Origin of the sequence: Sciscionella marina DSM 45152, from assembly GCF_000379465.1 — a bacterium.
Lineage (GTDB): Bacteria > Actinomycetota > Actinomycetes > Mycobacteriales > Pseudonocardiaceae > Sciscionella > Sciscionella marina.
Genome location: NZ_KB905465.1, coordinates 129,265 through 151,095, shown reverse-complemented (window position 1 = coordinate 151,095; position 21,831 = coordinate 129,265). Strand labels below are relative to the sequence as shown.

Annotated in this window: 20 protein-coding genes and 1 tRNA gene; 6 read left to right on the top strand and 15 right to left on the bottom strand. The window is 67.9% G+C overall.

From position 1 onward, the window contains the following. Positions 1 to 113: 113 nt before the first annotated feature. Together A37U_RS47875 and A37U_RS0141200 are read right to left on the bottom strand one after the other, a co-directional pair. Complete coding sequence (locus A37U_RS47875; protein ID WP_020502507.1) at positions 114 to 1,265, bottom strand: MFS transporter; 1,152 nt, start codon at positions 1,263 to 1,265, stop codon at positions 114 to 116. A gap of 123 nt (positions 1,266 to 1,388) precedes the next feature. Further along, positions 1,389 to 1,853 carry an NUDIX hydrolase gene (locus A37U_RS0141200; protein ID WP_020502506.1) on the bottom strand — a complete coding sequence of 155 codons (465 nt, stop codon included), beginning with the start codon at positions 1,851 to 1,853 and terminating at the stop codon, positions 1,389 to 1,391. Positions 1,854 to 2,470: 617 nt separating this feature from the next. On the opposite strand from A37U_RS0141200, the gene ettA reads away from it, so the two are divergent. Continuing rightward, positions 2,471 to 4,144 (top strand): energy-dependent translational throttle protein EttA, encoded by a 1,674-nt coding sequence (gene ettA, locus A37U_RS0141195; RefSeq protein ID WP_026198172.1) that lies wholly within the window; start codon positions 2,471 to 2,473, stop codon positions 4,142 to 4,144. Positions 4,145 to 4,536: 392 nt separating this feature from the next. Here ettA and A37U_RS0141190 read toward each other — a convergent pair. From A37U_RS0141190 to A37U_RS0141170, 5 genes are all read right to left on the bottom strand, one after another. Beyond that, positions 4,537 to 4,612: transfer RNA gene (locus A37U_RS0141190), tRNA-His, on the bottom strand. 45 nt (positions 4,613 to 4,657) lie between these two features. Beyond that, positions 4,658 to 5,272: an oligoribonuclease gene (gene orn, locus A37U_RS0141185; protein ID WP_020502504.1), complete on the bottom strand. Its 615-nt coding sequence runs from the start codon at positions 5,270 to 5,272 to the stop codon at positions 4,658 to 4,660. Then, the gene (locus tag A37U_RS47870) at positions 5,269 to 6,840 is read right to left on the bottom strand and encodes a PH domain-containing protein (RefSeq protein WP_020502503.1); all 1,572 of its coding nucleotides are present in this window, start codon (positions 6,838 to 6,840) and stop codon (positions 5,269 to 5,271) included. Before A37U_RS47870 ends, orn begins: the two co-directional genes overlap by 4 nt. Further along, on the bottom strand, positions 6,837 to 7,370 hold the full coding sequence (locus tag A37U_RS0141175; RefSeq protein ID WP_026198171.1) for a PH domain-containing protein: 534 nt from the start codon (positions 7,368 to 7,370) through the stop codon (positions 6,837 to 6,839). Before A37U_RS0141175 ends, A37U_RS47870 begins: the two co-directional genes overlap by 4 nt. Positions 7,371 to 7,445: 75 nt before the next feature. Beyond that, entirely contained in the window at positions 7,446 to 7,664 is a 219-nt protein-coding gene (locus A37U_RS0141170; protein ID WP_020502501.1) for a hypothetical protein, read from the bottom strand. Between the two features lie 133 nt (positions 7,665 to 7,797). On the opposite strand from A37U_RS0141170, the gene A37U_RS0141165 reads away from it, so the two are divergent. Together A37U_RS0141165 and A37U_RS0141160 are read left to right on the top strand one after the other, a co-directional pair. Further along, positions 7,798 to 9,012, top strand: a complete 1,215-nt coding sequence (locus tag A37U_RS0141165; protein ID WP_020502500.1) for an NAD(P)/FAD-dependent oxidoreductase — start codon at positions 7,798 to 7,800, stop codon at positions 9,010 to 9,012. A gap of 54 nt (positions 9,013 to 9,066) precedes the next feature. Then, positions 9,067 to 9,420, top strand: coding sequence for a nitroreductase/quinone reductase family protein (locus tag A37U_RS0141160; RefSeq protein ID WP_020502499.1), 354 nt, complete (start codon positions 9,067 to 9,069; stop codon positions 9,418 to 9,420). 16 nt (positions 9,421 to 9,436) lie between these two features. Here A37U_RS0141160 and A37U_RS0141155 read toward each other — a convergent pair whose 3' ends face one another. Together A37U_RS0141155 and A37U_RS0141150 are read right to left on the bottom strand one after the other, a co-directional pair. Then, positions 9,437 to 10,300, bottom strand: a complete 864-nt coding sequence (locus tag A37U_RS0141155; protein WP_020502498.1) for an SMP-30/gluconolactonase/LRE family protein — start codon at positions 10,298 to 10,300, stop codon at positions 9,437 to 9,439. Positions 10,301 to 10,336: 36 nt separating this feature from the next. After that, on the bottom strand, positions 10,337 to 10,783 hold the full coding sequence (locus A37U_RS0141150) for a GNAT family N-acetyltransferase (RefSeq protein ID WP_020502497.1): 447 nt from the start codon (positions 10,781 to 10,783) through the stop codon (positions 10,337 to 10,339). A 181-nt stretch (positions 10,784 to 10,964) separates the two neighbouring features. Here A37U_RS0141150 and A37U_RS0141145 point away from each other — a divergent pair, with 181 nt between their 5' ends. Continuing rightward, positions 10,965 to 12,308, top strand: a complete 1,344-nt coding sequence (locus A37U_RS0141145; protein ID WP_020502496.1) for an MFS transporter — start codon at positions 10,965 to 10,967, stop codon at positions 12,306 to 12,308. Here the strand turns inward: A37U_RS0141145 and A37U_RS0141140 are convergent. Beyond that, on the bottom strand, positions 12,289 to 12,861 hold the full coding sequence (locus A37U_RS0141140; RefSeq protein ID WP_020502495.1) for a GNAT family N-acetyltransferase: 573 nt from the start codon (positions 12,859 to 12,861) through the stop codon (positions 12,289 to 12,291). The genes A37U_RS0141145 and A37U_RS0141140 overlap by 20 nt on opposite strands. A 71-nt stretch (positions 12,862 to 12,932) precedes the next feature. Further along, positions 12,933 to 14,177 carry a Bcr/CflA family multidrug efflux MFS transporter gene (locus A37U_RS0141135; protein ID WP_020502494.1) on the bottom strand — a complete coding sequence of 415 codons (1,245 nt, stop codon included), beginning with the start codon at positions 14,175 to 14,177 and terminating at the stop codon, positions 12,933 to 12,935. A 111-nt stretch (positions 14,178 to 14,288) separates the two neighbouring features. Here A37U_RS0141135 and A37U_RS0141130 point away from each other — a divergent pair, with 111 nt between their 5' ends. Continuing rightward, complete coding sequence (locus A37U_RS0141130; RefSeq protein WP_020502493.1) at positions 14,289 to 15,689, top strand: MFS transporter; 1,401 nt, start codon at positions 14,289 to 14,291, stop codon at positions 15,687 to 15,689. On the opposite strand, the gene A37U_RS0141125 is transcribed toward A37U_RS0141130, so the two are convergent. Together A37U_RS0141125 and A37U_RS0141120 are read right to left on the bottom strand one after the other, a co-directional pair. Next, positions 15,670 to 16,551, bottom strand: a complete 882-nt coding sequence (locus tag A37U_RS0141125) for a MurR/RpiR family transcriptional regulator (RefSeq protein WP_020502492.1) — start codon at positions 16,549 to 16,551, stop codon at positions 15,670 to 15,672. The genes A37U_RS0141130 and A37U_RS0141125 overlap by 20 nt on opposite strands. A gap of 197 nt (positions 16,552 to 16,748) precedes the next feature. Continuing rightward, positions 16,749 to 17,192, bottom strand: a complete 444-nt coding sequence (locus tag A37U_RS0141120) for a MarR family winged helix-turn-helix transcriptional regulator (protein WP_020502491.1) — start codon at positions 17,190 to 17,192, stop codon at positions 16,749 to 16,751. Positions 17,193 to 17,327: 135 nt separating this feature from the next. Between A37U_RS0141120 and A37U_RS0141115 the strand changes: the two genes are divergently transcribed. Then, positions 17,328 to 18,599, top strand: coding sequence for an alpha/beta hydrolase family protein (locus A37U_RS0141115; protein WP_020502490.1), 1,272 nt, complete (start codon positions 17,328 to 17,330; stop codon positions 18,597 to 18,599). On the opposite strand, the gene secA2 is transcribed toward A37U_RS0141115, so the two are convergent. Beyond that, positions 18,590 to 20,908, bottom strand: coding sequence for an accessory Sec system translocase SecA2 (gene secA2 / locus A37U_RS0141110; protein ID WP_020502489.1), 2,319 nt, complete (start codon positions 20,906 to 20,908; stop codon positions 18,590 to 18,592). The genes A37U_RS0141115 and secA2 overlap by 10 nt on opposite strands. Positions 20,909 to 20,953: 45 nt before the next feature. After that, positions 20,954 to 21,811 (bottom strand): universal stress protein, encoded by an 858-nt coding sequence (locus tag A37U_RS0141105; RefSeq protein ID WP_026198168.1) that lies wholly within the window; start codon positions 21,809 to 21,811, stop codon positions 20,954 to 20,956. Between the last annotated feature and the right edge of the window lie 20 nt (positions 21,812 to 21,831).

The window sequence follows — 21,831 nt, the reverse complement described above, 5'->3', positions numbered from 1 at the left end:
TCGGTTCCGGTCGGTGAGCAACGCGGACAGGACTCGCTCGCCGTCCGAGCTCCTCCGATCGGTCACCACCGCATCGATGAGGGATCGGGGGCAGCGGATGTCGTGCATGCTGATCAACGCGCTCGGGCAGGACGCCGTTCTCGGCGGACGACCAGAAGCAGCGGGATCGCGGCGAGCTGGATTGCCACGGAGAACGACACGACAGCCGGAAAAGACACACCGATCAGGGCGCCGATCGCCACGCTGCCGGCAAACCAGGCGATCCCGTAGCTGCCTGTCAGAATCCCGTAGGCCGATGCCCGTCGTGCCGGAGGGACCATTGAGCCAACGGCGGCCGGAATGATCGATTCGTGCACGCCGATGCCCAGCCCCCACAGGCAACTGCCGATCAGGGACGGCCAGAACCCGCCGAGAAATGCCAGTGGTGCATACACCGCGGCAATCACGGTCAGTGGCACGAGAAGGCCGATCCCGACCCGGTCGAACAGCCGCCCGAACGCCAGGGAACCGGCCCCGGACACGGCCATCGCACTGGCGTAGAAGATCGGCGTGATCACCGTCGGCACACCGTTTTGCTGGAAGTGGAATGCCATCACGGGGAAATCGGCGAACCCCATGGCGACCAATGCCGTCGCCACCACGTAGACCCGGAACATGCGCGGATGACCGGGTCCGTTCGTAGCGGTGTTCGTGGACTCGAAATCCTGCGGGCGGGGATACAGAAACCGCGCAGCGACCAACAACGCGAGCATCAATGCGGCCGGGACGGCCAGAACGGCGAATGCGAGCCGGTAGTCGTGGGCGGAGACCGCCAAGGCCAGCGCGATCACCAACGGCCCGATCATGGCTCCGAACTGGTCCAGAGCCTCGTGTATCCCGAATGCCCACCCATAGCCCATTCCCGCGGCGGCATGCGAGAGCATCGCATCCCGGGGAGGGTTGCGAATCGCCTTTCCGATCCGCTCGAGGATGACCAACACGGCGGCGAATTGCCACGACGTGGCCAGGGCCAACAAGGGCACGGCCGACATCTGCAGCACGTAACCGCCGATGGTGATCGGCCAATACCAGCCGGTCCGATCGGCTCCCGGACCCGACAGCAGCCGCAATCCGTAGCCGAGCAATTCGCCGAGCCCGCTGATGACCGCGATCGTCAGCGTCCCGGCCCCCAGGAGACCGAGATACTGACCGAGGATGCTGCGCGAGCCCTCGTAGGTGAAATCGGCGAAGAAGCTCATCACGCCGACCACGATGACGAACCGCACCGCCAGTGGATACCGCCGCGGCCGCGGGAAACGACCCTTCCGTTGCGGCGCACGGGCACCGGGCTCAGGGTTTCCAGCAGAACCGGTCACCTGTCCGCTCCCGTCTCGCAGGTGGCGGCCGTGCTACTCGACCTCCTCGGCTGGTTGCGGTCGCCAGACATTACCCAGGTAAGCGCCCGTTGCCCCGGCCTGGCGGTGCAGCGCACGGATATGTCCGCCGATCGGCGGACTCAGGCGCAGCGTGTGCAGCTCGGCGAGTGACACGAACTGCGGTACGAGACCGTCCTCGCGCTGCACGGGTTCCGTCCCGTGTTCGGCCATATGCGCCAGAAAAACGATCTCGACCAGATGGTGACCGGCTGCGGTGTTGACCGTCTCCAAGACGAAAGCGACCCTCGTCGGGGCGACTTGCAGACCGGCTTCTTCCACGGTTTCGCGCCGCGCCGCAGCTGCGGTGCTTTCGTGTCTGCGAGGGGTGCCGCCGGGCAGCACCCAGTCCGAACGCCGCCGGCAGAGCAGAACATCGTCGCCGCGATACACAACGACAGAACACCGGAGATTGGTATCAGCGTCGTCCTTGTTGACCACGATCGCACTCCTTTCGCTTCCGGATGGTCCCGGCAACTGCCCGCAAGGACCGTGTTCCGGTTCCGTTCATCCACCACGAAGGCTTGCGGTGCGGATGAGCCCGTACCGCGCACGGGACTGGTGGACCGAGTACGCCGGGTGGAAACCGCCGGGCGGATCTGGTGCCGACCGTCAAGAGCACCGCAGCAGAGCGGGCCTGATCATCCCCATAGGCCAGGCGGGCGCGCTGAACCGCGTACCGCGACAACCGCATGCAGCTCCTACCTCCCGATACGGCACCGGAGACCAGTAGGAGCCATCAGTCTCACCGGCAGGGCCGGTGAGGCAATGAGCGAGCCCCATCGCTACAACGAAGCCAGCATGACCGCAGGCACAGTCGGCAGTCAAGCCGGCGCGACTCCAGAGTCGATGCGCTATCCTGGACACGGCGATACCGGCGGAGGGACCCGCCATGGTATGCGGTGACCGACCGCCAACGGTCCCTACCTCATGACACAGGAGGTAGGTCGTGCCCACTTCACGCAAGGATGAACCGCTCTCCCCAGCAGTCCGGGATGACTGAGGCCATCCGGCCACCCGGTCAGACCAAGCGCGCACAACCGGGAGGGATCGATCTCATGCGAACGATTCTCCAGCTGAACCGGATTCGGGTCGCCCGTGGCGGAAGGGTGCTCCTCGACGATGTGACTCTGGCACTCCTTTCCGGAGCCAGGATCGGCGTCGTCGGTTCCAACGGCGCCGGAAAATCCACCGCCTTGCGGATCATGGGCGGCCTGGATCCTCCCTCCGGCGGCGAGATCACGCTGAGCCCTGAGGCCACCAGAGCCGTTCTGCTCCAGGAACCACAGCTCGACGACACGACGACCGTGCTCGGCAACGTCGAAGAAGGTGTCCGCAGGACCAGGAACATGCTCAGCCGGTTCCACGAACTGACGGGGCAATTGGCGCACTCCGCGACCGAGCATGCGCTCGAGGAGCTCGGGGCGTTGCAGGAACGGCTCGACCAGGTGGGTGCCTGGGATCTCGACGCCCGCCTCGGGCAGGCGATGCAGGCGCTGCGCTGCCCGCCCGCGGACATGGCGGTGCGCTCACTTTCCGGTGGCGAGCGCAGGCGAGTGGCCTTGTGCCGGTTGCTGCTCGCACGACCTGACCTACTGTTGCTCGACGAACCGACCAACCACCTCGATGCGGAGAGTGTCGAATGGCTCGAGGGACATCTGGAATCGTATCCGGGCACCGTTGTCGCGGTCACCCACGATCGATATTTCCTGGACAATGTCGCCGAATGGATTCTCGAGATCGATCGCGGGCATGCCTATATCTACCAGGGTAACTATTCGAATTACCTACACGAAAAACAAGCCCGGCTGGACGGTCGACAGCGCAAAGACGCCAAGCGACGCAAACACCTGCAAGAAGAATTGTCCTGGGGCCGCGCGGGCCCGAAGGGGCGACGAGCGAAAGCAAGAGCCCGGTTGAGCCGATACGAAGAAATGATGTCCGCGGCGACCACCGCCCGTGCCGTGGATCCGGAGGAAATACAGATCCCGCCCGGTTCGCGGCTGGGCAGCTCGGTGATCGAGGCCGAGCACGTATCCAAATCGCTCGGTGAGCGCCACCTGATACGGGACCTGTCATTTTCACTGCCCCGAAACGGTATTGTCGGTATGATCGGGCCCAACGGTGTCGGGAAGACAACCCTGTTCACGATGATCGCCGGAGTCCTCAGTCCCGACGAGGGGCGAATCAGGCTCGGCGAATCCGTCCGACTGTCCTATGTCGACCAGCAGCGTACCGGAATGGAACCGGACAAGACGGCCTGGGAATTGGTTGCGGCGGGGGAAAACTACGTCACCGTCGGCAAGGTCGACATCCCGTCCCGTGCCTATCTCGCCGCGTTCGGATTCACCGGGACGGACCAACAGAAACCCGCGCGGCTGTTCTCCGGTGGCGAGCGCACTCGGCTCAACCTCGCGCTCACACTCAAACAAGGCGGCAATGTCCTGCTGCTCGACGAACCGACCAATGACCTGGACATCGAGACATTGCGATCTCTCGAATCGGCGTTGCTCGCCTTCCCGGGCTGCGTCGTCGTCGCCACACACGACCGATGGTTCCTCGACCGGATCACCACTCACATCCTCGCGTGGGAAGGCACGCCCGAGGATCCGGCACGGTGGTTCTGGTTCGAAGGCAACTACGCCGCTTACGAACACAACAAGTATTCGCGGCTCGGCGGCGAAGCCACCCGAGCGCACCACGACATCCACCGGAAGCTGACTCGAGACTGACGGGGCATTCCACCGGAACGGTTCATCGCCGTGGGAAGATCTCGTCGAGCCGAGGTCTGATCGGGCAGATGCTCGGTCCGGTGAGAATATCGATCTGTGGTGGCTCGCGGAGCCGCTCCTGGAGCAGGGCACGAGTTGTGCGCCGCGTGCCTCGCCGAGTTCGCGTCCGACAGCTGCCGAAGCCATTGAGCATGTCCTGGACCATCGAATGTCCGGTGACCCCATCGTTGCGCTGATGGTCTGGATCACACTGGGCGGCAGGCAGCTGTCTCGTTTCCATGCGGACCTCGCTTGCTACTCGCCAGGAGGCCGACTCCGGCCGACCGCGGGGACGGATTCGGGGTGCTAGAGGGACACCTTCCTCGGGTGCCCCTCTGACCTGCAAAAACTTTTGGGGTGAGTGACGGGACTTGAACCCGCGACTTCCTGGACCACAACCAGGTGCTCTACCTGCTGAGCTACACCCACCATCGCCGCACGCGGCTCGGCTAGCTTAGCGCAACGCTCGCGGGCTCAGTCACCGGGGAGGGGTTTGGCGGCGAGTTCGGCCGCGATGGCCTTGGCCTCGTCGGTGCTCGGCCCGGGATGCGCGACGAAAGCGGCCTTGCGGTAGTACTCGAGTTCCCTGATGGATTCCTTGATGTCGGCGAGCGCGCGGTGTGCGAGGCCCTTGTCGGGCTGAGCGTAGTAGATGCGCGGGTACCAGCGGCGGCACAGCTCTTTGACCGAGGAGACGTCGACCATGCGGTAGTGCAGGTAGCTGTCGAGGGTGGGCATGTCCCTGCTGATGAAGCCGCGATCGGTGGCGATGGAGTTCCCCGCCAGCGGGGCGCTCTTGCCCTCGGGCACGTACTGCCGGATGTAGTCGAGCACGGCCTGTTCGGCTTCGGCGAGAGTGACGGTGGCGGCACGTACCTCTTCGGTGAGCCCGGAGTTGGCGTGCATTTCCCGCACGACATCGGGCATGCGCTCGAGTTTCTCCTCGGGTGCGCTGATCACGAGGTCCACGCCGTCCCCGAGCACGTTGAGCTCGGCATCGGTGACCAGTGCGGCGATCTCGATGAGCGCGTCGTTCCCGAGGTCGAGCCCGGTCATCTCGCAGTCGATCCATACCAGATGGTCATTCACGCTGGTGAGCCTAACTCGGCTGGTTCGTCTTCGCTGGCACCCGGTTCGAGAAAGGGGCTGAGCAGGCCCGGAGTGGCGGCTTCGGCGAACGCGGTCGCCTCGCCCTGGTCCAGGTCGAACACGTGGTACGCGCCCCGTCCCGCCGCGCTGGTCGCGGTGAGGGTGACCAGCCCGGAGCGGCGCTGGAAGAAGGACTGCCGCACGGTCCAGCCGATGACCCCGGTGCGCTGCAGTGCCGTGGTGTCCCGCTGGGCCGATCCGGACCGGCTGACCAGGTACGGCCCGGAGAGCGCGTGCCCGAGGGAACGGTACCGGTCGAAGCCCAGCCACAGGCAGATCGGCACGAGCACCAGCGCGAGCTGCCATGGCCACGCGGGAAGTCCGCCCGCGGCCGCGGCGATTGCGAGCCCGCCGGTGATCACCGCGGCGAAGGCGAGCGCCCGCACCAGCCTCCTGCGCAGCGCGGCCGGGGGATGCCGCAGCAGCTTCGCGTCCGTCGGTGGCTGTTCGGTGCGCAGCACATCCCGGGTGACGTCGTGCGCGACCCGTTTCGGTGCGGGCGGAACGAGCAGCGGGGTCTGGTCCCGTTTGCTCATGCCGGTGGCGATGAGTACGGTCCGCGCTCCCTTGCCGAGCCGCAGCAGGGCCGGTTCACGCACGCTGATCCCGCGCAGTTTGGCTTCCTCGACGGTGATCGAGCGAGTGGTGATCAGGCCGCGGCGCACCCGGATGGTCTTGTCCGGTTCGCGGGTGAGCCGGTAGTTGCTGAACTGGACCACGTAACCGATCAGCCCGCCGACGACCACGATCACCAGCAGTACGGCGAGGATCAGCAGCACATCCACGACAATGCTGTTGCGCCGCACGGTGTCCACCGCCCAGTCGACGGCGCCGACGCTGGCCGGATCGACCTGGAGCTCGTTGAGCGCGCGCAGGAAAACGCCGATGATCACGGCCGAGGCGGTCAGCCCGGTGAGGGTGAGCGGGGCATAGCGCAGCCAGGCCCACCGAATGCTGGCCAGTACGGTGCCCTCGGCGCGCTGCGGCACCGGTTGTGTGGGGTCGGTGGCGGATTCGGTGCCGAGTTCCGGGGCCGCCCGGGCTTTCCGGCCGCGATCCAGCAGGGTCAGGCGCAGCCGTTCGGCCTCGGTCTTGGTGATCGCGTCGAGTTTGAGCTCGTCCTCGTGTTCCTTGACCTGCTGACCGGTCCCGATGCGCACCGCTTCGAGGCCGAAGATCCGGTGCCCGAACTTGGCCGTGGTCTCGACCGTGCGGATGCGGTCGGTGCGCACCGAGAGGCGTTTGCGCGAGACCAGTCCGGTGCGCAGTTGCACCTGTTCGGCATCGATCCGGTAGGTGGTCAGGTACCAGTGCGCGAGCCCGTGCGCGAGCAGCAGCACGAACGCCGCGCAGGACAGGATGATCTTGAGCCGGTCACCCTCGCCGAAGACGAGGTAGAAGAACAGCACGGGCACCAGGGTGATCCCGTCGTGCATCGGGCGCACCACGATCATCCTGGGGTTGAGCCGTCGCCAGGGCTGTTCCGGTGCCGCCTGCGGCGCGCTCATGTCGCGTCTCCCGCGCTGCTCGCGGTGGTCGCGGTCAGTTCATCGGCGAGCGACATCGCGATCTCGTGGTCGAGCCCCTTGATCCGCACCGGCCCGGCAGCGGAGGCGGTGGTCACGGTGACCGAGGAGAGCCCGAACATCCGCTCGATCGGATCCCGCTTGGTGTCCACGGTCTGGATGCGTGAGACCGGGGCGATCCGCCATTCGACGTTCAGCCAGCCGCTCTGGGTGTACACCGCCTCGCCGGTGGTTTCCCAGCGGTGCACGCGGTAGCGGATCAGCGGCATCAGGGTCAGATGTGCCGCGGCGGCCAGCACGGTGACGGCCAGGATCAGCACCCGGATCGCCGTCGGCAGGCCGGGGAACCAGTCGAGCGTGACCGCGAGGACCTCGAGCACGAGCAGTACCAGCCAGCCGATCGAGCCCTCGACCAGCCACATGCGCTTGGCTTTCGGACTCACCCGGTGGGCCGGATTGCGCAGCCGTAACTGCTTACTGTGCTCCGCGGAGGGAACGTTTGCGGGTCGCATAGGGCACATCATGCCGTCCCGGCCCCGGCCCGGTGGCGACAGACAGCTGATTCGTCCCGATTACATCCGTCATGGTTACCGGTTCGGGTGCCACACGATGGCCTCGGCGGCCGCGGTCGCCTCGGCGGCGGCATCCCGCAGCGCCGCGCGCAGCCTGCCGATCTCGAGCGGGGTGAAGGTCGCACGATCGCCGGTCGGCAGCAGCAGCGTCACCGAAGAGGGCTCGGAGACCACTTTCAGCTCGCGCTTGCGGCCGGAGATGTCCCGATAGTGCAGCCGCCACTGATTCGACACGGTCGGTTCACCTTCCCCTGCTGCGTCCCGTTGCGGAGGTGAGAGCATGGCAGAAGGCATGGATGACGCGAGTAGCGACCGTTCTGCTTGTTCATCACCCGATTGGCGGACATTTCGACTACGGAGGTATGCCATGGTGTCGCGGATTGTCATTGTCGGTGCCGGTCTGGCCGGGGCGAGTGCCGCCGCGCAGCTGCGCGAGCGCGATTACGACGGCGCGGTGACGCTGCTTTCCGCGCAGCGCCACCAGCCCTATGAACTGCCCCCGCTGAGCAAGGGCATCCTGCTCGGCGAGGCGGACGAGCCCGACTGGGTGCGGGAGCCGAGCTTCTACCGCGACTTCGACATCGACCTGCGCACCGGGACCGACGTCACCCGGCTGCTCACCGAGGAGCACACCGTACTCGACGCCGCGGGCGGCAGCTACGCCTATGACGCGGCCGTGCTCGCCACCGGGTCACGGCCGAAAACCCTTGCCGTGCCGGGAATCGAGCTCTCCGGCCTGCACACCCTGCGCACCCTGGAGGACGCGCTCGCGCTGCGCGAGACCTTCACCGAGGGCGCCCGGCTCGTGGTGATCGGCGCCGGCTGGATCGGTTGCGAGGTCGCGGCGGCCGCACGCAAGCACGGCACCGCCGTCACCGTCGTCGAGCAGGGGCCTGCTCCGCTGCTCGGCGTGCTCGGGGACGAGATCGCCGAGGTGTTCACCCGGTTGCACACCGAGAACGGTGTCGAGTTCCGGTTCGGCCGCAGTGTCCAAGGGTTCACCGGGGACGCGGCGGTGCGCTCGGTGCGGCTCGACGACGGCAGCGAACTGCCCGCCGATGTCGTCGTGCTCGCCGTCGGCGCGCAGCCGCGCATCGAACTCGCCGAGGCCGCGGGGATCCAGATCGCCGGGGGAGCGGTCGCCGTCGACTCCGCGCTGCGCACCTCCGTTCCGGAGATCTACGCCATCGGGGACATCGCCGCGCACGACCATCCGCGATACGGCACCCGGGTGCGGGTGGAGCACTGGTCCAATGCCAAGGACCAGGGCATCCACGCCGCCTCGGCGATCCTCGGCGAGGCGGGCGACTACACCGCCGCGCCCTATTTCTTCACCGATCAGTACGAGCTCGGCTGCGAGTACCGCGGGCTGGCCGATCCGGGCAAGGACGAGCTGGTGGTGCGCGGATCGCTGGCCGACCGGGAATTCATCGCCTTCTGGCTGCGCGAGGGAGCCGTCCGCGCGGCGATGAACGTGAACCTCTGGGACGACGGGGACGCACTGCAAGCCTTGGTGGACAACGGAACCGAGGTTTCCGCGGACGCGCTGTGCGAAGGGGAGCTCGGTGAGCTCGCCGGATGACCCCGGCTACGCCGTAGGCGTGCCGGTTCCCGATCACTCTGCCCTGGAGGTTCCATGCGCTCCGTAGCACCACCGATCGAACGTGCCGTCGAGTGGTTCAACGCACGGGTCGGTGCACTGCACTCGTCCCCGCGGTGGGGAAAACTGGTCGGCAGGCGCATCGCCGTCGTCACCTACACCGGCAGGCGCTCGGGCCGGAAGTTCAGCACCCCGGTGGGATACCGGCGGCACGGAGACACGGTCCGGATCGGGGTCCGGATGCCGGATACGAAGAACTGGTGGCGCAACTTCACCGATCCGGGCGGGCCGATCTCGCTCGAGCTGGACGGCGCCGTACGCGACGGTCACGCGATCGCGCACCGCGACGAATCGGGAAAGGTGACGGTCACCGTTCGGCTCGAGAACTGAGCGCGCCGCGCCGGACTCAGTTCGCCCCGGGCACCGGCGCCTCGGTCACGAGAATCCGGGCGGAGCGCCGCGACTGTACCGCCTGCAGCTGGTCGACCCCCTCGAATTCGTTGCAGAGCAGGAACAGGTGGCGTCCCTCCGGCCCGCCGAGGGTGACCGCGAAGCAGGGCAGTTCGGTTTCGATGCGGTGGGTGATCCTGCCGCCGTCGAGCACCCGGACGCACGCTCCGGCGGGAGCGTCCGGATCACCGGCGTGTGCGGCGGTGTCGGCGGTCTGCGTCCAGATCGCCGATTCGGCGTCGACGCAGATGCCGTCCGGGCCCAGATCCTGCGCCCATACCCGGCGGCCGGTGAGCGCGCCGTCCTCCCGGATGTCGAACGCGCTGAGCCGCCCGGCGAACGACTCGGCCACGACCAGGGTGGAACCGTCCGGGGTCACCACCATCCCGTTGGGGAACTCGATGCCGTCGGCCACCTGCCGGTAGGACCCGTCGGCCGCGACGAGGTTGATCCAGCCCGGCTCCGGTGCCCCGCCGCCGAGGAAATCGAAATCGAAACCGTTGACGTACATGTGTCCCCGCGGATCGAGCACGATCTCGTTGCCGCCCTGTTCACAGTGCGTCACCGGTGTCCCGTCCGGTTCCCGGCGGGTCACCTCCGGTCCGGTCGTGACCAGGCGCCCGTCGGGCAACCAGTCGAGCGACCACCCCATCCTCGGCGGGCCCGCGGCCATCACCTCGGCATTGCCGTCCATGTCCACGGCGACGACCTCGCCGACACCCCAGTGGGCGAACCACAACCGGCCGTCGTGCCACCGGGCGGACTCGACCATGGCCAGTCCGCTGAGCAGGGTGCGGGGCGGGGGCAGATACTCGACCATGGTTTCTCGTCCTCATCCTCGGCTCGGTTGCGGCGGCTACAGGTGCTTGGAGAAGAACACCCGGCGGTAGCCGTTCTGGACGCCACGGTGTGTCTCCACATAGCCGTGCCGCGGGTAGTAACTCAGGTTCTCGGTCATGGCTTCGTTGGTGTAGAGCCGGATTTCCGGAAGGCCGTGCTCGCGCGCCCGTTCCTCGGTGAACGCCAGCAGCCGGGCGCCGAGCCCGGTGCCGCGTACCTCGCGGGATACCGCGATGTTGTCCAGGAGCAGATGATCCGGCTCGAACTTGAGCACGAGCAGGCCGAGGAGTGCCCGGTCGTCTTCGGCCACCCAGACCCCGCCGGTTTCGATGGCGGCCAGGTAGTCCTCCCGCATCGGCGCCGGTTCCTTGCCCATCCGGTCCGCGTAGTGCGCGTAGGCGTCCCTGGCCACTGTGGACAGTTCCTCGGCATCGCCGACGCGCGCGGCTCGGATCGCGGTCATCCGGCGAGTCTAGGACGGCGCCGCCGGGTGGGCCAGATGTCTTCGGTGAGGACAGAATTTCCGGCTTCCCACTGAGCGGGAAGTGTGCCAGCCGGGGCTCTCCGGCTCCGGGCAACCGGTTAGCATGCCGAAGTCGAACTGGCCGCGGTAGGCGGCTGTCGGTCAATGGTTGGACGGACACGTGGCGGATTTCTCGGTTGCGGCGCGGCTGAACGCGCTCCCGATAACGGCCTTGCACCGCAAGGCGACGATGGTCATCGGGATCGGTTTCTTCTTCGATCTCTATGAGTCCTTCCTCTCCGGGATTCTCGCCGTGACGCTCACCGAGGAGCTCGGTGGCAGTGCCACGGCGAAGAAGCTGCTCCTGGCCTCGGTCTATGTCGGCTCGTTCTTCGGCGCGCTGATCATGTCCCGGGTCGCGGACCGGATCGGGCGGCGGACGGCGTTCCTGGCCACCCTCGCGGTGTACTCGGTGTTCTCGCTGCTCGGTGCGTTCTCGAATTCGGTGGAGCTGCTGATCGTGGCGCGGTTCCTCGCCGGGGTCGGGATCGGCGCGGAACTTCCGCTCGGCGCGGTCTATCTGGCGGATCTGCTGCCCTCGGCGGTACGCGGCCGGTTCGTGGCACTGGCTTTCACGGTCGGCTTCTGCGGTATGCCGGTCGCCGGGTTCGCCGGTATGGCGCTGGCTCCCGCCGCACCGCTCGGTATCGCAGGCTGGCGCTGGCTGCTCGGCGCGGGCGCAGTGGGCGCGGTGCTGATCTGGTTCCTGCGCCGCACCCTCCCGGAATCGCCGCGCTGGCTGGAATCCGTTGGCAGGCAAGCGGAAGCGGACGAGGCGACCAGGCGGTTCGAGCGGCTGGCCGGGGACAGGGCCAGGGAACCGGTGGAGCTCGAACCCGAACGCGAGCGGCTCTCGCTGCGCCAGCTGTTCGCGGGGCAGTGGCGCAAGCGGACCGTGATGCTGTGGATTTTCCACGTGTTCCAGACGGTCGGCTACTACGGGTTCGGCACGATGGTGCCGCTCGTGTTGCAGCAGAAGGGATTCGAGGTCACCTCGACGCTGACCTATACGGCGCTGTCCTACCTCGGCTATCCGGTCGGTTCGCTGCTCTCGGTGCCGATCATGGAACGCGGTGAGCGCAAGTGGCTGGTGTGCGGTGGCGCGCTGGCGATGATCGCGTTCGGGCTCGCCTTCGGTTTCACCACGAGCGCGGTGCTCATCGCAGTGTTCGGGTTCTGCTACACGCTTTCCTCGAACGTCTTCTCCAATGCGTACCACGCCTACGAGGTCGAGATCTTCCCGACCTCGGTGCGGGCCACGGCAGCCGGAAGCGCCTACTCGATCAGCAGGCTCACCAATGCGGCGATGCCGTTCCTGCTGGTCCCGGTGCTCGACCTGGCGGGATCGGCCTCGCTGTTCGCGGTGATCGTCGCCGCGATGGTGCTGGTGATCGTGGATGTTGCCGTGCTCGGGCCGCGCACGACCGGGCGCAGCCTCGAATCGATCAGCTACAGCGGCCGATGAGCTTGGCGCGCATGGCCGGCCATTCGTGCCCGAGCAGCGACCACACCTCGATGTCCAGGCGCTGACCGTCGCGCGGAACCGCCTCGCGCAGCACCCCGTCGCGGTGCATGCCGAGCCGCCCGGCAACCGCGATACTGCGCTCATTGGCGGAGACGGAGCGCCATTCCACCCGTGCGATGCCGCGCACCGTGACCGCCCAGTCGATCATCGCGATCGCGGTCCGGGTGATGAGCCCGCGCCCCTGGGCGTGCGGGGCGAGCCACACGCCCAGTTCGCAGAATCCCAGTTCGGCGCTGAACACCCGGAACACCGCCCCGCCGAGCATGGTTCCCCGGTCGCGCAGTGCGTAGACGCGGGCGGAATCGGCGCGCTGTTTCTCGGCGTAATCGGCCAGCCAGGCCCGGGCACCCTCGGTATCGGTGATCGTGTTCGCCCACGGCAGCCACCGGCCCAGGTGTTCCCGGTGCGTGGCGATGAACTCGGCGAATTCCGCCGCCTGCCACGGTTCCAGTGAGGTGAGCCGGATGTCCTCATCGAGCGCCAGTTCGAGCATGGGCGGGACTGTACACAGTGACTCGGTGCTGCGCCCTCGAATTTCAGCCGTCGAATTCAGCCGTCGAATGATCAGCGCGTGGCCGGCTTGACCATGGTGTGGTATACGAGCAGTGCGATCAGGGCGAAACCGCAGATGGACCCGGCCATCGGGAGTGGGTTCGCGCCGCCGAGACCGATGATCGGGGCGGTGACCCCACCGATGAGGAACTGCCCGAAACCGAGCAGCGCGGAGGCCGAGCCCGCCGAATCCGGGTAATCGGACAGCGCCAGCGTGCTCGCGTTGGGCATGATCATCCCGACCGAGGAGACCGATACCCACATCGGCACGAGCACCACGGCCAGCCCGGCGCCGAACAGCACGGCGAGCACGAGCAGCAGCCCGGCCACCGCGGAGATCCCGAGCCCGGCGCCGAGCAGGGCCCGGGGCGAGAAGCGGCCGACCAGCCTGCCGTTGAGCTGGCCGAACAACACGATGCCGATGGAGTTCGCGCCGAACACGAAGCTGAACTGCTGGGGGCTCAGGTGGTATCCGGACTGCAGGACGAACGAGGAACTGCTCACGTAGGTGAACAGCGCGCCGAACGAGATGCCTGCGACGAGCACGCAGGAGAGCAGGCCGCGGTCGGTGACCAGGCGCAGATAGGTACGCAGGGTCGCGCTCACCTTCCCGGCACCGCGCCGTTCGTGCGGCAGGGTTTCCGGGAGGGTGAACACGGTGGTCGCGAGCAGCAGCACCCCGACGACGGTGAGCACCACGAACACCCCGCGCCAGGTGGTGACCCGCAGCAGCTGACCGCCGAGCACCGGGGCCAGGATCGGGGCGAGCCCATTGACGAGCATGAGCATGGAGAAGAACTTGGCCATCGCCTTGCCGGAGAACAGATCGCGCACCACGGCACGGGCGATCACCAGCCCGGCCGACCCGGCGAGCGCCTGCACCAGCCGCAGACCGATGAGCGCGGGGACCGAAGGGGCGAACGCGCAGGCGAGTGAGGCGAGCGCGTAGATGCCGAGCCCGACCAGCAGCGGGCGGCGCCTGCCGAGCGAATCGGAGAGCGGACCGGCGATCAGCTGGCCGACGCCGAGACCGACGACACAGGCGGTGAGGGTGAGCTGCACGAGCGATTCGGAACTGTGAAACTCGTTACGCAGTGCGGGAAGTGCGGGCAGGTACATGTCGATCGAGAGCGGCGCGAATGCGGTGAGCGCGCCGAGGATCAAGGCGAACCTGATTCTGGTGCGGAGCGGGTGGTTTCTGGTCTGGTCGATAGCCTGGGTGGCTGTCACGTTCGTCCTTTTCGTATCGCCATACATCGGACCCAGACGAGCATAACCACCGCTCGTGTCCGGAGTATTCCGATTTGCGCCGGCACACATTAGTGAGCCATGCTCAGCAATGAGTCAAGACGAAGGAAAGTGACACCGATGCGATCGAACGCGCGCCAGGACGCGGCGCGCGCACCGAAGGTCCCCGCCAAGCTGGTGGTGCCGATCGCGTTCGGCACCCTGCTGCAGGCACTGAACTCCTCGATGATCGCGGTCGCGCTGGTCGGTATCCGTTCCTCGTTCCACGCGGGCGCCTCGGTTTCCTGGCTGATCTCCGGGCTCTACCTGGCGACCGCGGTCGGGGCTCCGCTGATGGGCAGGCTCGCGGACATTCTGGGCCCGCGCAAGGTGTTCTTCGGCGGACTGGCCATCGTGGCGATCAGCTCGGTGCTCGCCCCGTTCGCGCCGAACATCGGGGTGCTCATCGCCCTGCGGGTGCTGCTCGGCATCGGGACGGCGGCGCCGTATCCGGCGGGGATCGCGATGATCCGGGCCTACGCCGACCGGCATGGAATCGGCAATGCGGTCGGTGGCATCGGGGTGCTCGCGATCGCCGGTCAGGTCGCGGTCGCGCTCGGCCCGCCACTGGGCGGCCTGCTCGTACAGTTCGCGGGCTGGCAGTCGATCTTCCTGGTGAACCTGCCGCTCATCGCGGTCGCCGTGTTCTTCGCGGTGCGTTATCTGCCCGCCGACGAGCAGCGCAGCGGGGTGTTGCGCAAGCTGTCCACTGTGGACGGTTCCGGCCTGGTGCTGTTCACCGCGACGATGTCGGCGCTGATGCTGTTCCTGCTCTCGCTCGCGGAAACTCCGCAGTGGTACCTGTTGCCGATCACGGTGCTGCTCGGTGTCGTGCTCTTCGTCCGCGAACGCGCCGCCGCCCGGCCGTTCCTGGATCTGCGGCTGCTCACCGATCCCAGCCTGCGCGCGACCTATGCTCGCACCGCGCTGACCTACGTGGCCTTCTATCTGATCTTCTACGGGATGCCCTCCTGGCTCGAATCGGGCCGTGGACTGGACACCGGGCTCGCCGGACTCGTCATGCTCCCGCTCGCCGCGCTCGGCGTCGTCGTGGTCACCATCGCCTCGCGCATGCAGCGCCGGAACGGGATCCGGCCGCTGCTGGTGATCGGTTCCACCGGGCTGCTGGCCGGTGCCTGCCTGCTCGCCCTCGTCGCCAGGGACACCCCGCTCGCGCTGTTGTTCGGGGTGGCCGCGGTACTCGGCCTGCCGAACGGCTTCAACTCCATCGGCAACCAGTCGGCGGTGTACGCGGCCGCGCCGGCCGAGCAAGCGGGCGCGGCTTCCGGGCTCTACCGCACCTCGCAGTACATCGGCGCGAACATCGCGGCCGCGGTGATCGAACTCGCCCAGACCGGCAGGACACCGACCGAGGGCATGCATGTGCTGGGGTACGTGGTCGCGGGAATCGGCGCGGTACTGCTGGTCACGGCCGTGTTCTCGCGGCAGCTGCGCGGCGGGATCAACCGGTCGGTTCAGTGAACGCGCGCATCGCTTCGATCCGGTGCAGCCTGGCGCGTGCGGGATTGCCGATGCGTTCGGCGACCGCGGCGGTGAGCACTTCGACCACCGCGCAGGCGGGCACGAGCGAATCGAACGGGGTCAGTCCCTCGATCCGGGCGGAGAGCACGACCTCGGCCACCTCGGCGGCGGGGGACATCCGGGGATCGGTGCACAGCACGATGTGCGCGCCGCCCGCCTGGGCCCGGCGCGCGTAGTCCACGATCGCGGTGTCGTAGCGGCGGAAGTCGAACACGATCAGCGTGTCCCGGCGGCCCAGATCGAGCAGGGTGCTCGTGCGGTAGGGCTCGTTCTCCGGGATGAGCAGCACGTCCTTGCGCACCAGCAGCAACTGGTTCCACAGGTAGTCGGCGAGGCAGGTGCCGAACCGGCCGGCGAGCAGGTGCACGCGCAGCCTGGGATCGGCGAGCAGTTCGGCCGCGCGTTCGAGCTCGGCGGCGGGCAGCGCACTGAACGTCGCGGTGATCGTCTCCTGATAGCGGCCGTGCGCCTCGGTGAGCTGGGGCCCGTCGCAGTCCGGGATCGGCGCCAGGTGCGGTCCCGCGCCGAGCAGCTCGTGCACCTCGCGGTGCAGCGCGTCCTGGAAGGCGGGATAGCTGCCGAATCCGAGGCGTGCGGCGAATCGCAGCACGGTCGGCGCGCTCACCCCGGCCCGTTTGGCCAATTCGGAAACCGTTTCGAGGCCGGCGATGGGATAGGCGGCGAGCAGTATCCGGCCGACTTTGCGTTCGCTCGGGGAAAGCTCGCCGAGTTTCGCCCTGGTGCGCTCGGCGACCGTTTCGATTCGGTTTTCCGGTCTGGCATTCTCGCTCGGCTGCGGCATATGGTGGCTCCCCTCACTCTGCCCGTCACCGCATTCTGCACCGAACGTGGTGTTCCTGGGGTTCAGCGCGAGTTCGCCCGGACGATTCCCCGGACACGAGGGTGAGTTTCCTGGCCGATTTCCGGCGGTCGTGCTAACCGCGCGGGCAGGGGCCGGTCGTGATTCAGAGCCGGTCGTGATTCAGAGCCGGTCGTGATTCAGAGCCGGTCGTAGAGGACCGCGAGCTGATCGAGCACGTTCGCGGCCGTCTCGATCGAGTCCGCGTCCAGCTCGTGCAGCAGTTCGGTCAGCCCTTCGGTGACCACCTGTTCGCGTTCCCGGTGCCGGGCCAGCCCGGCCTCGGTGAGTGCGACGGTGGTGGTGCGCCGGTCCCCGGACCGCAGGCGCTCTCTGGTGACGAATCCTGCGGTGACCAGCCCGGTGACCAGCTGGGTCACCGCGGCCCCGGTGGTTTCCACCTGGGCGGCCAGCTTGCCGACGGTCATCGGGCCGTGCTCGGCGAGGCTCTTCAGCGCGCGTGCGTGTGCCAGGGACAGCGCGCCGGGTACGCGGGTGGCCCGGCCGCGCAGCCGGGAATCGGCCGCGCTGAGTCGGTACGCGGCCTTCGCGAGCTGGTCCACCGCCGTTGTTCGGTCGCTCATCCGGCACATCCTCTCTGTCCCGTCCCGGCCGCCTGTCCGAGGGCGGTTTGCGCCCGACCGGAAGCCTCGCTACATTAGCTAAGTAGTTAATCAATAAGTACTTAGTATTTTCTGCTGACACAGTTGGAGGTTGCCGTGACCACACGTTCGACGGGACAGAGCTGGTCGCTGGACATCGCCCTCGCCCAGGGCGGTTTCGACGCGCTGCACCCGGAAGGAAAGGGGACCCTGGAACAGCTCGGCCACGATCACACCGACTTCGACAAGGTGTTCGCCCTGGTCAAGAGTGGGGCGATGCAGCCGAAGGCCTGGGGTGCGATCGCGGCACAGGCGCAGCGGCGGGCCGAGCACCACGAATCGCTCGGCTTCGCGCGCACCGCCTCGGATCTGTACCTGCGGGCCGCGGTGATGTACGGGCGCGCGCAGTACTCCATCTTCGACCCGGTCGATGCGCGCAAGGCGAACCTGCGCGAGCGCTGTGATCACTGCGTGGCCCGGCTCGGCGAACTGCGCGGGAACACGGTGCGCCGGGTGGAGCTGGACTTCGAGGGCCGGACGATCTACGCGCTGCTGCACCTGCCCGATCGCCCGGTGACCGGTGCGCCCGCGGTGATCCTCGGCCCGGGGATGGACATGATCAAGGAGGACTACATCTACGCGGCCGAGCGCTACTACACCGCGCGCGGGGTGGTCGCGCTGTCCATCGAAGGGCCGGGCCAGGGGGAGACCCGGGTAAACGGCTGCACCGTCACGCTGGACAACTACGAGCGGGCGATCGAGACCTACGCCGGATACCTGGCCGGTCTTCCGGAGGTGGACGAGCACCGCATCGGCATGTTCGGGATCAGCATGAGCGGCTACTGGTCACTGCGTGCGCTGGCGAACCCGGACACCCGGTTGCGCGCGGTGGCCTCCTACGAAGCGGTTTCCGGGGATTTCGAGACGATCTTCGAACGCGCCCAGCCGAGCTTCAAGAACAATTATCTCTTCATGGCCGGGTACACCGATGAGGAAGCCTTCGACCGGGAGCTGAAACAGCAGATGCCGCTCGGTGATCTGGTACGGAACATCGAGCGCCCGGTGCTGCTCGGTACCGGGGAATTCGACGAGCTGACCCCGGTGGAGAACGCGATCGCGACGTTCGAGAAAATCACCGCACCCAAGGAAATGCGGGTGTACGAGAACGAATTCCACCCGCTCGGCGGGGTCGCGGCCGAGGTGTTCGCGTACAGCGCGGAATGGGTGCGGCGCGCACTGGACGGCGCGTTCGACACACCGGGACGGGACGAGCGGTTCTTCGTGCACCGGGACGGCGAGACCACCGAGGGCAGCGCGGATCCGCGGTGGTGGCTGGGCGCCGCTCCGGCGAATCTCGAGCGGTTGCGGAATTCGGGTGCTCAGTCCTGATCGGTCTTCGGGGATTTGAGCGCACGCCCGAGAAAAGCGAGCGCGCGCTCTTCTTCGGAACCGAACGGGTTGTCGGTCACCATGTACGTCCAGGTGGAATTCGGCCTGCGCAACCCGATTCCCTCGAGATCCACGCCGTTCTCGGTGAGTTTCACTTCCTCGAAGGTGCTCGCGGACCGTTCGTGGACCTGAGCGGAGAACTGGGCGAACTCGGCGACCGCGATCCGGTGGAACTCGTCGATCGGGGTTTCCCTGGCGAGCGCGCGCAGATGGATTCCCTCGCGCACATCGGTGAGGAAGGCCAGATGCTCGGTCCACCGGCGGTCCAGGTGGAACAGCATGACGAGCCGGGCGGCGCGGTCGATCGCGGAGCGCTCGTGCCCCTCCTCGCGCAGCGCGGCGTACCGGTCCGCACAGCGCTCGCGCAGCAGTTCGGCGGCCCGTTCGCCGCGCAGCACCGCGTCCCGCTCGGTGAGCACGAGCTCGCGCTGCTTGGCGATGAGCTGGTGGTACCGCCAGGTGTTGCGGTGGATCTCCAGATGCGCGGCCTCGGAGACGCGCTGCGCGTGCCGCACCAGTTCCACGCAGCGGCGATCGGTCACCTGGCCGTCCTCACCGACCTGCGCGGGCGGGCGCGGTTCCGCGATGTTGTGCGTGACGACCGGATCCTCGAGGCTGGTGAACAGCACCGAACTGCCCGGATCACCCTGCCGCCCGGCGCGCCCGCGCAACTGGTCGTCCAGCCGGCCGGTGTGATAGCGCCCGGAACCGACCACGCACAGCCCGCCGAGCCGTGCGATGCGCTCCCCGCCGCGCCCGTTCGCCGAACCGAGCCGGATATCGGTGCCCCGCCCGGCCATCTGGGTGGAGATGGTGACCCGGCCGTGCTCGCCCGCACGCGCGATGATCCCGGCCTCCTGCGCATCGTTCTTCGCGTTCAGGATCACCCCGTACACCCCGACCTCGTCGAGCTGGGCTGCCAGCTGCTCGGATTCGGCGACGCTGGCGGTACCGATCAGCACCGGGCGCCCGGTCTCGTGCACCTCGCGCACGTACTCGACGAGTGCGGCCTGCTTCCGCTCCGCGGTCTCGTAGAGCCGGTCGGGTTCGTCCTCGCGCACACAGGGCAGGTTCGTCGGCACCGCGCCGAGGCTGAGCTTGTAGAACTCGGCGAGCTCGGTGGCCACGCCCATGGCGGTCCCGCTGCATCCGGAGACCGTGCGATACCGGCCGATCAGCGACTGCACGATCATCGAGTCCAGCACCTCGCCGGTCGGGCTCGCGGCCAGTCCCTCCTTGGCCTCCACGGCGGCCTGTAGCCCGTCCGGCCAGCGCTGCAGCCGGGCCACCCGCCCGCGCGAGCGGTTCACCAGCTCGACCTTTCCCTTGCGCACCAGGTAGTCCACGTCCCTGCGAAGCAGCGCCCGCGCGTGCAGCGCGAGGTTGAGCTCGGTGAGCAGCGCCGCGTGTTCCTCGGTGTGCAGCCGGATCCCGCCGAGCTCGCGCTCCACGTGATCGAGCCCGGTATCGGTCAGGTTCACATTGCGCTCGTCCGCGTCCACCTCGTAGTGCGTGCCGGATTTCAGCTTGCGCACCAGCCCGGCGAGCTGGGGATCCCCGTGAGCGCGCTCGGCGGAACCGGCCAGCACCAGGGGCACCGTCGCCTCGTCCACGAGCACCGAGTCGATCTCGTCCACCAGCACCACATCGGGCTCGGCGGTGACCAGTTCGCTCGCCTCGGTGCGCATCCGGTCGCGCAGCACGTCGAAACCGACCTCGTTGACCGAGGCATAGGTGACCTCGGCCCGATAGGCGATGCGCCGTTCGGCATCGGTGCTGTGCTGATCGATCGACCCGACCGAGACCCCGAGCAGCGCGTAGAACTCGGCCATCCACTCGGCGTCCCTGCGGGCGAGGTAGTCGTTCACCGAGACCACGTGCACCCGGCGGCCCTGTAGTACGTATCCGGCCGCGGCGAGCGCGCAGACCAGGGTTTTCCCCTCGCCGGTCGCCATCTCCACGACGCGCCCGTTCAGCATCGCGGCGACCCCGAGCAGCTGCACCTCGAAGGGGCGTTCGCCGAGAGTGCGCCGGGCCGCCTCCCTGCCGAGCGCGCACACCTGCGCCAGCCCCGCCTTGTCGAAGGTGCCCTCGCGCAGCCGGTTCGCGGCCGCGGTCAGCTCGGCGTCGCTGTACTCGCGCAGTTCCCGCTCGCGTTCGCCCGCCCTGGTCACGATCGGTCTGTAGCGCTGCAGGTTCGCCGAACCCGGGCGTTCGAGCAGTTCCCGAACGCGCGCACGGATGCCCATACCGCCCAGGCTACTGCGTCGACCGTCCTGCCCTCGGTTCTCTCGTCATACCGGCTGCAGCACCACCTGCTTGCGAACGACGGCGACCGGGCAGGGCGCCTGGCGCAGCAGCGCGTGCGAAACCGAGCCGGTCAGCAGGCCCGAGGCCACCCCGTGCCCGCGTGCCCCGACCACGAGCAGATAGGCGTTCTCCGCTTCACCGGCGAGCACCTCGGCCGGTTCGCCGTCCACGAACTCGGTGCTGACCGGGACACCCGGGTGTGCACAGCGGTCGAGCAGTTGCTCGGTGTAGGCCCGCGCCTGGTCCAGGTCACCACGCCCGCGACGGCACACGTGCAGCACCCGCAGCGGTTTGTCGTGCCAGGCGGCGAACTTGTGCGCCCACTCGATCGCCCGCTCGGAGACCTCGGAGCCGTCCGCGCCGACCACGACCGGGGCGAGCTGGTCCAGCTCGGTGAGCCTGCTGCGCACCGCGACCACCGGACAGGCCGAACGCGCCGCCACGGTCCCGCACACGCTGCCGAGCAGCAGGTCGGAGAGCACGCCGGCGCCGTGATTGCCGATCACCAGAAGCGAGGACATCTTCGCCTCGCCGAGCAGCAGGGTTGCCGGGCTCGCCGGTTCCGCGTGCGCCCGGATGTCGAGCGAAGGGGCGACCTCGCTGGCGATGCGCATGGCGTCGCTGAGCACTCGGTCGGTATCCGATCTGGACATCCCGAGATCGAGCGCGGGCGGGATCCCCGCGTCGCCCGCGGCCATGGTGTACGGATTGAACTCTGCGTACACGCAGTGTAGTGGCAGTCCGACGGCGGCGGCGTGTGCGGCGGCCCAGCGCACCGCGAGGGCACTGTCCGATCCGTCATCGACACCCACCACGATCCGGCGTCGTCGCTCGGCTTCCATAGCGTCATGGTGCAGTCTCT

Coding starts and splice junctions, on each gene's coding strand:
- ettA (WP_026198172.1), top strand. CDS start 2,471: ATGCGAACGATTCTCCAGCTGAACCGGATTCGGGTCGCCCGTGGCGGA.
- A37U_RS47870 (WP_020502503.1), bottom strand. CDS start 6,840: ATGAGCGCGCCGCAGGCGGCACCGGAACAGCCCTGGCGACGGCTCAAC.
- A37U_RS0141175 (WP_026198171.1), bottom strand. CDS start 7,370: ATGCGACCCGCAAACGTTCCCTCCGCGGAGCACAGTAAGCAGTTACGG.
- A37U_RS0141165 (WP_020502500.1), top strand. CDS start 7,798: ATGGTGTCGCGGATTGTCATTGTCGGTGCCGGTCTGGCCGGGGCGAGT.
- A37U_RS0141160 (WP_020502499.1), top strand. CDS start 9,067: ATGCGCTCCGTAGCACCACCGATCGAACGTGCCGTCGAGTGGTTCAAC.
- A37U_RS0141155 (WP_020502498.1), bottom strand. CDS start 10,300: ATGGTCGAGTATCTGCCCCCGCCCCGCACCCTGCTCAGCGGACTGGCC.
- A37U_RS0141150 (WP_020502497.1), bottom strand. CDS start 10,783: ATGACCGCGATCCGAGCCGCGCGCGTCGGCGATGCCGAGGAACTGTCC.
- A37U_RS0141140 (WP_020502495.1), bottom strand. CDS start 12,861: ATGCTCGAACTGGCGCTCGATGAGGACATCCGGCTCACCTCACTGGAA.
- A37U_RS0141135 (WP_020502494.1), bottom strand. CDS start 14,177: ATGTATGGCGATACGAAAAGGACGAACGTGACAGCCACCCAGGCTATC.
- A37U_RS0141130 (WP_020502493.1), top strand. CDS start 14,289: ATGCGATCGAACGCGCGCCAGGACGCGGCGCGCGCACCGAAGGTCCCC.
- A37U_RS0141125 (WP_020502492.1), bottom strand. CDS start 16,551: ATGCCGCAGCCGAGCGAGAATGCCAGACCGGAAAACCGAATCGAAACG.
- A37U_RS0141120 (WP_020502491.1), bottom strand. CDS start 17,192: ATGAGCGACCGAACAACGGCGGTGGACCAGCTCGCGAAGGCCGCGTAC.
- secA2 (WP_020502489.1), bottom strand. CDS start 20,908: ATGGGCATCCGTGCGCGCGTTCGGGAACTGCTCGAACGCCCGGGTTCG.
- A37U_RS0141105 (WP_026198168.1), bottom strand. CDS start 21,811: ATGGAAGCCGAGCGACGACGCCGGATCGTGGTGGGTGTCGATGACGGA.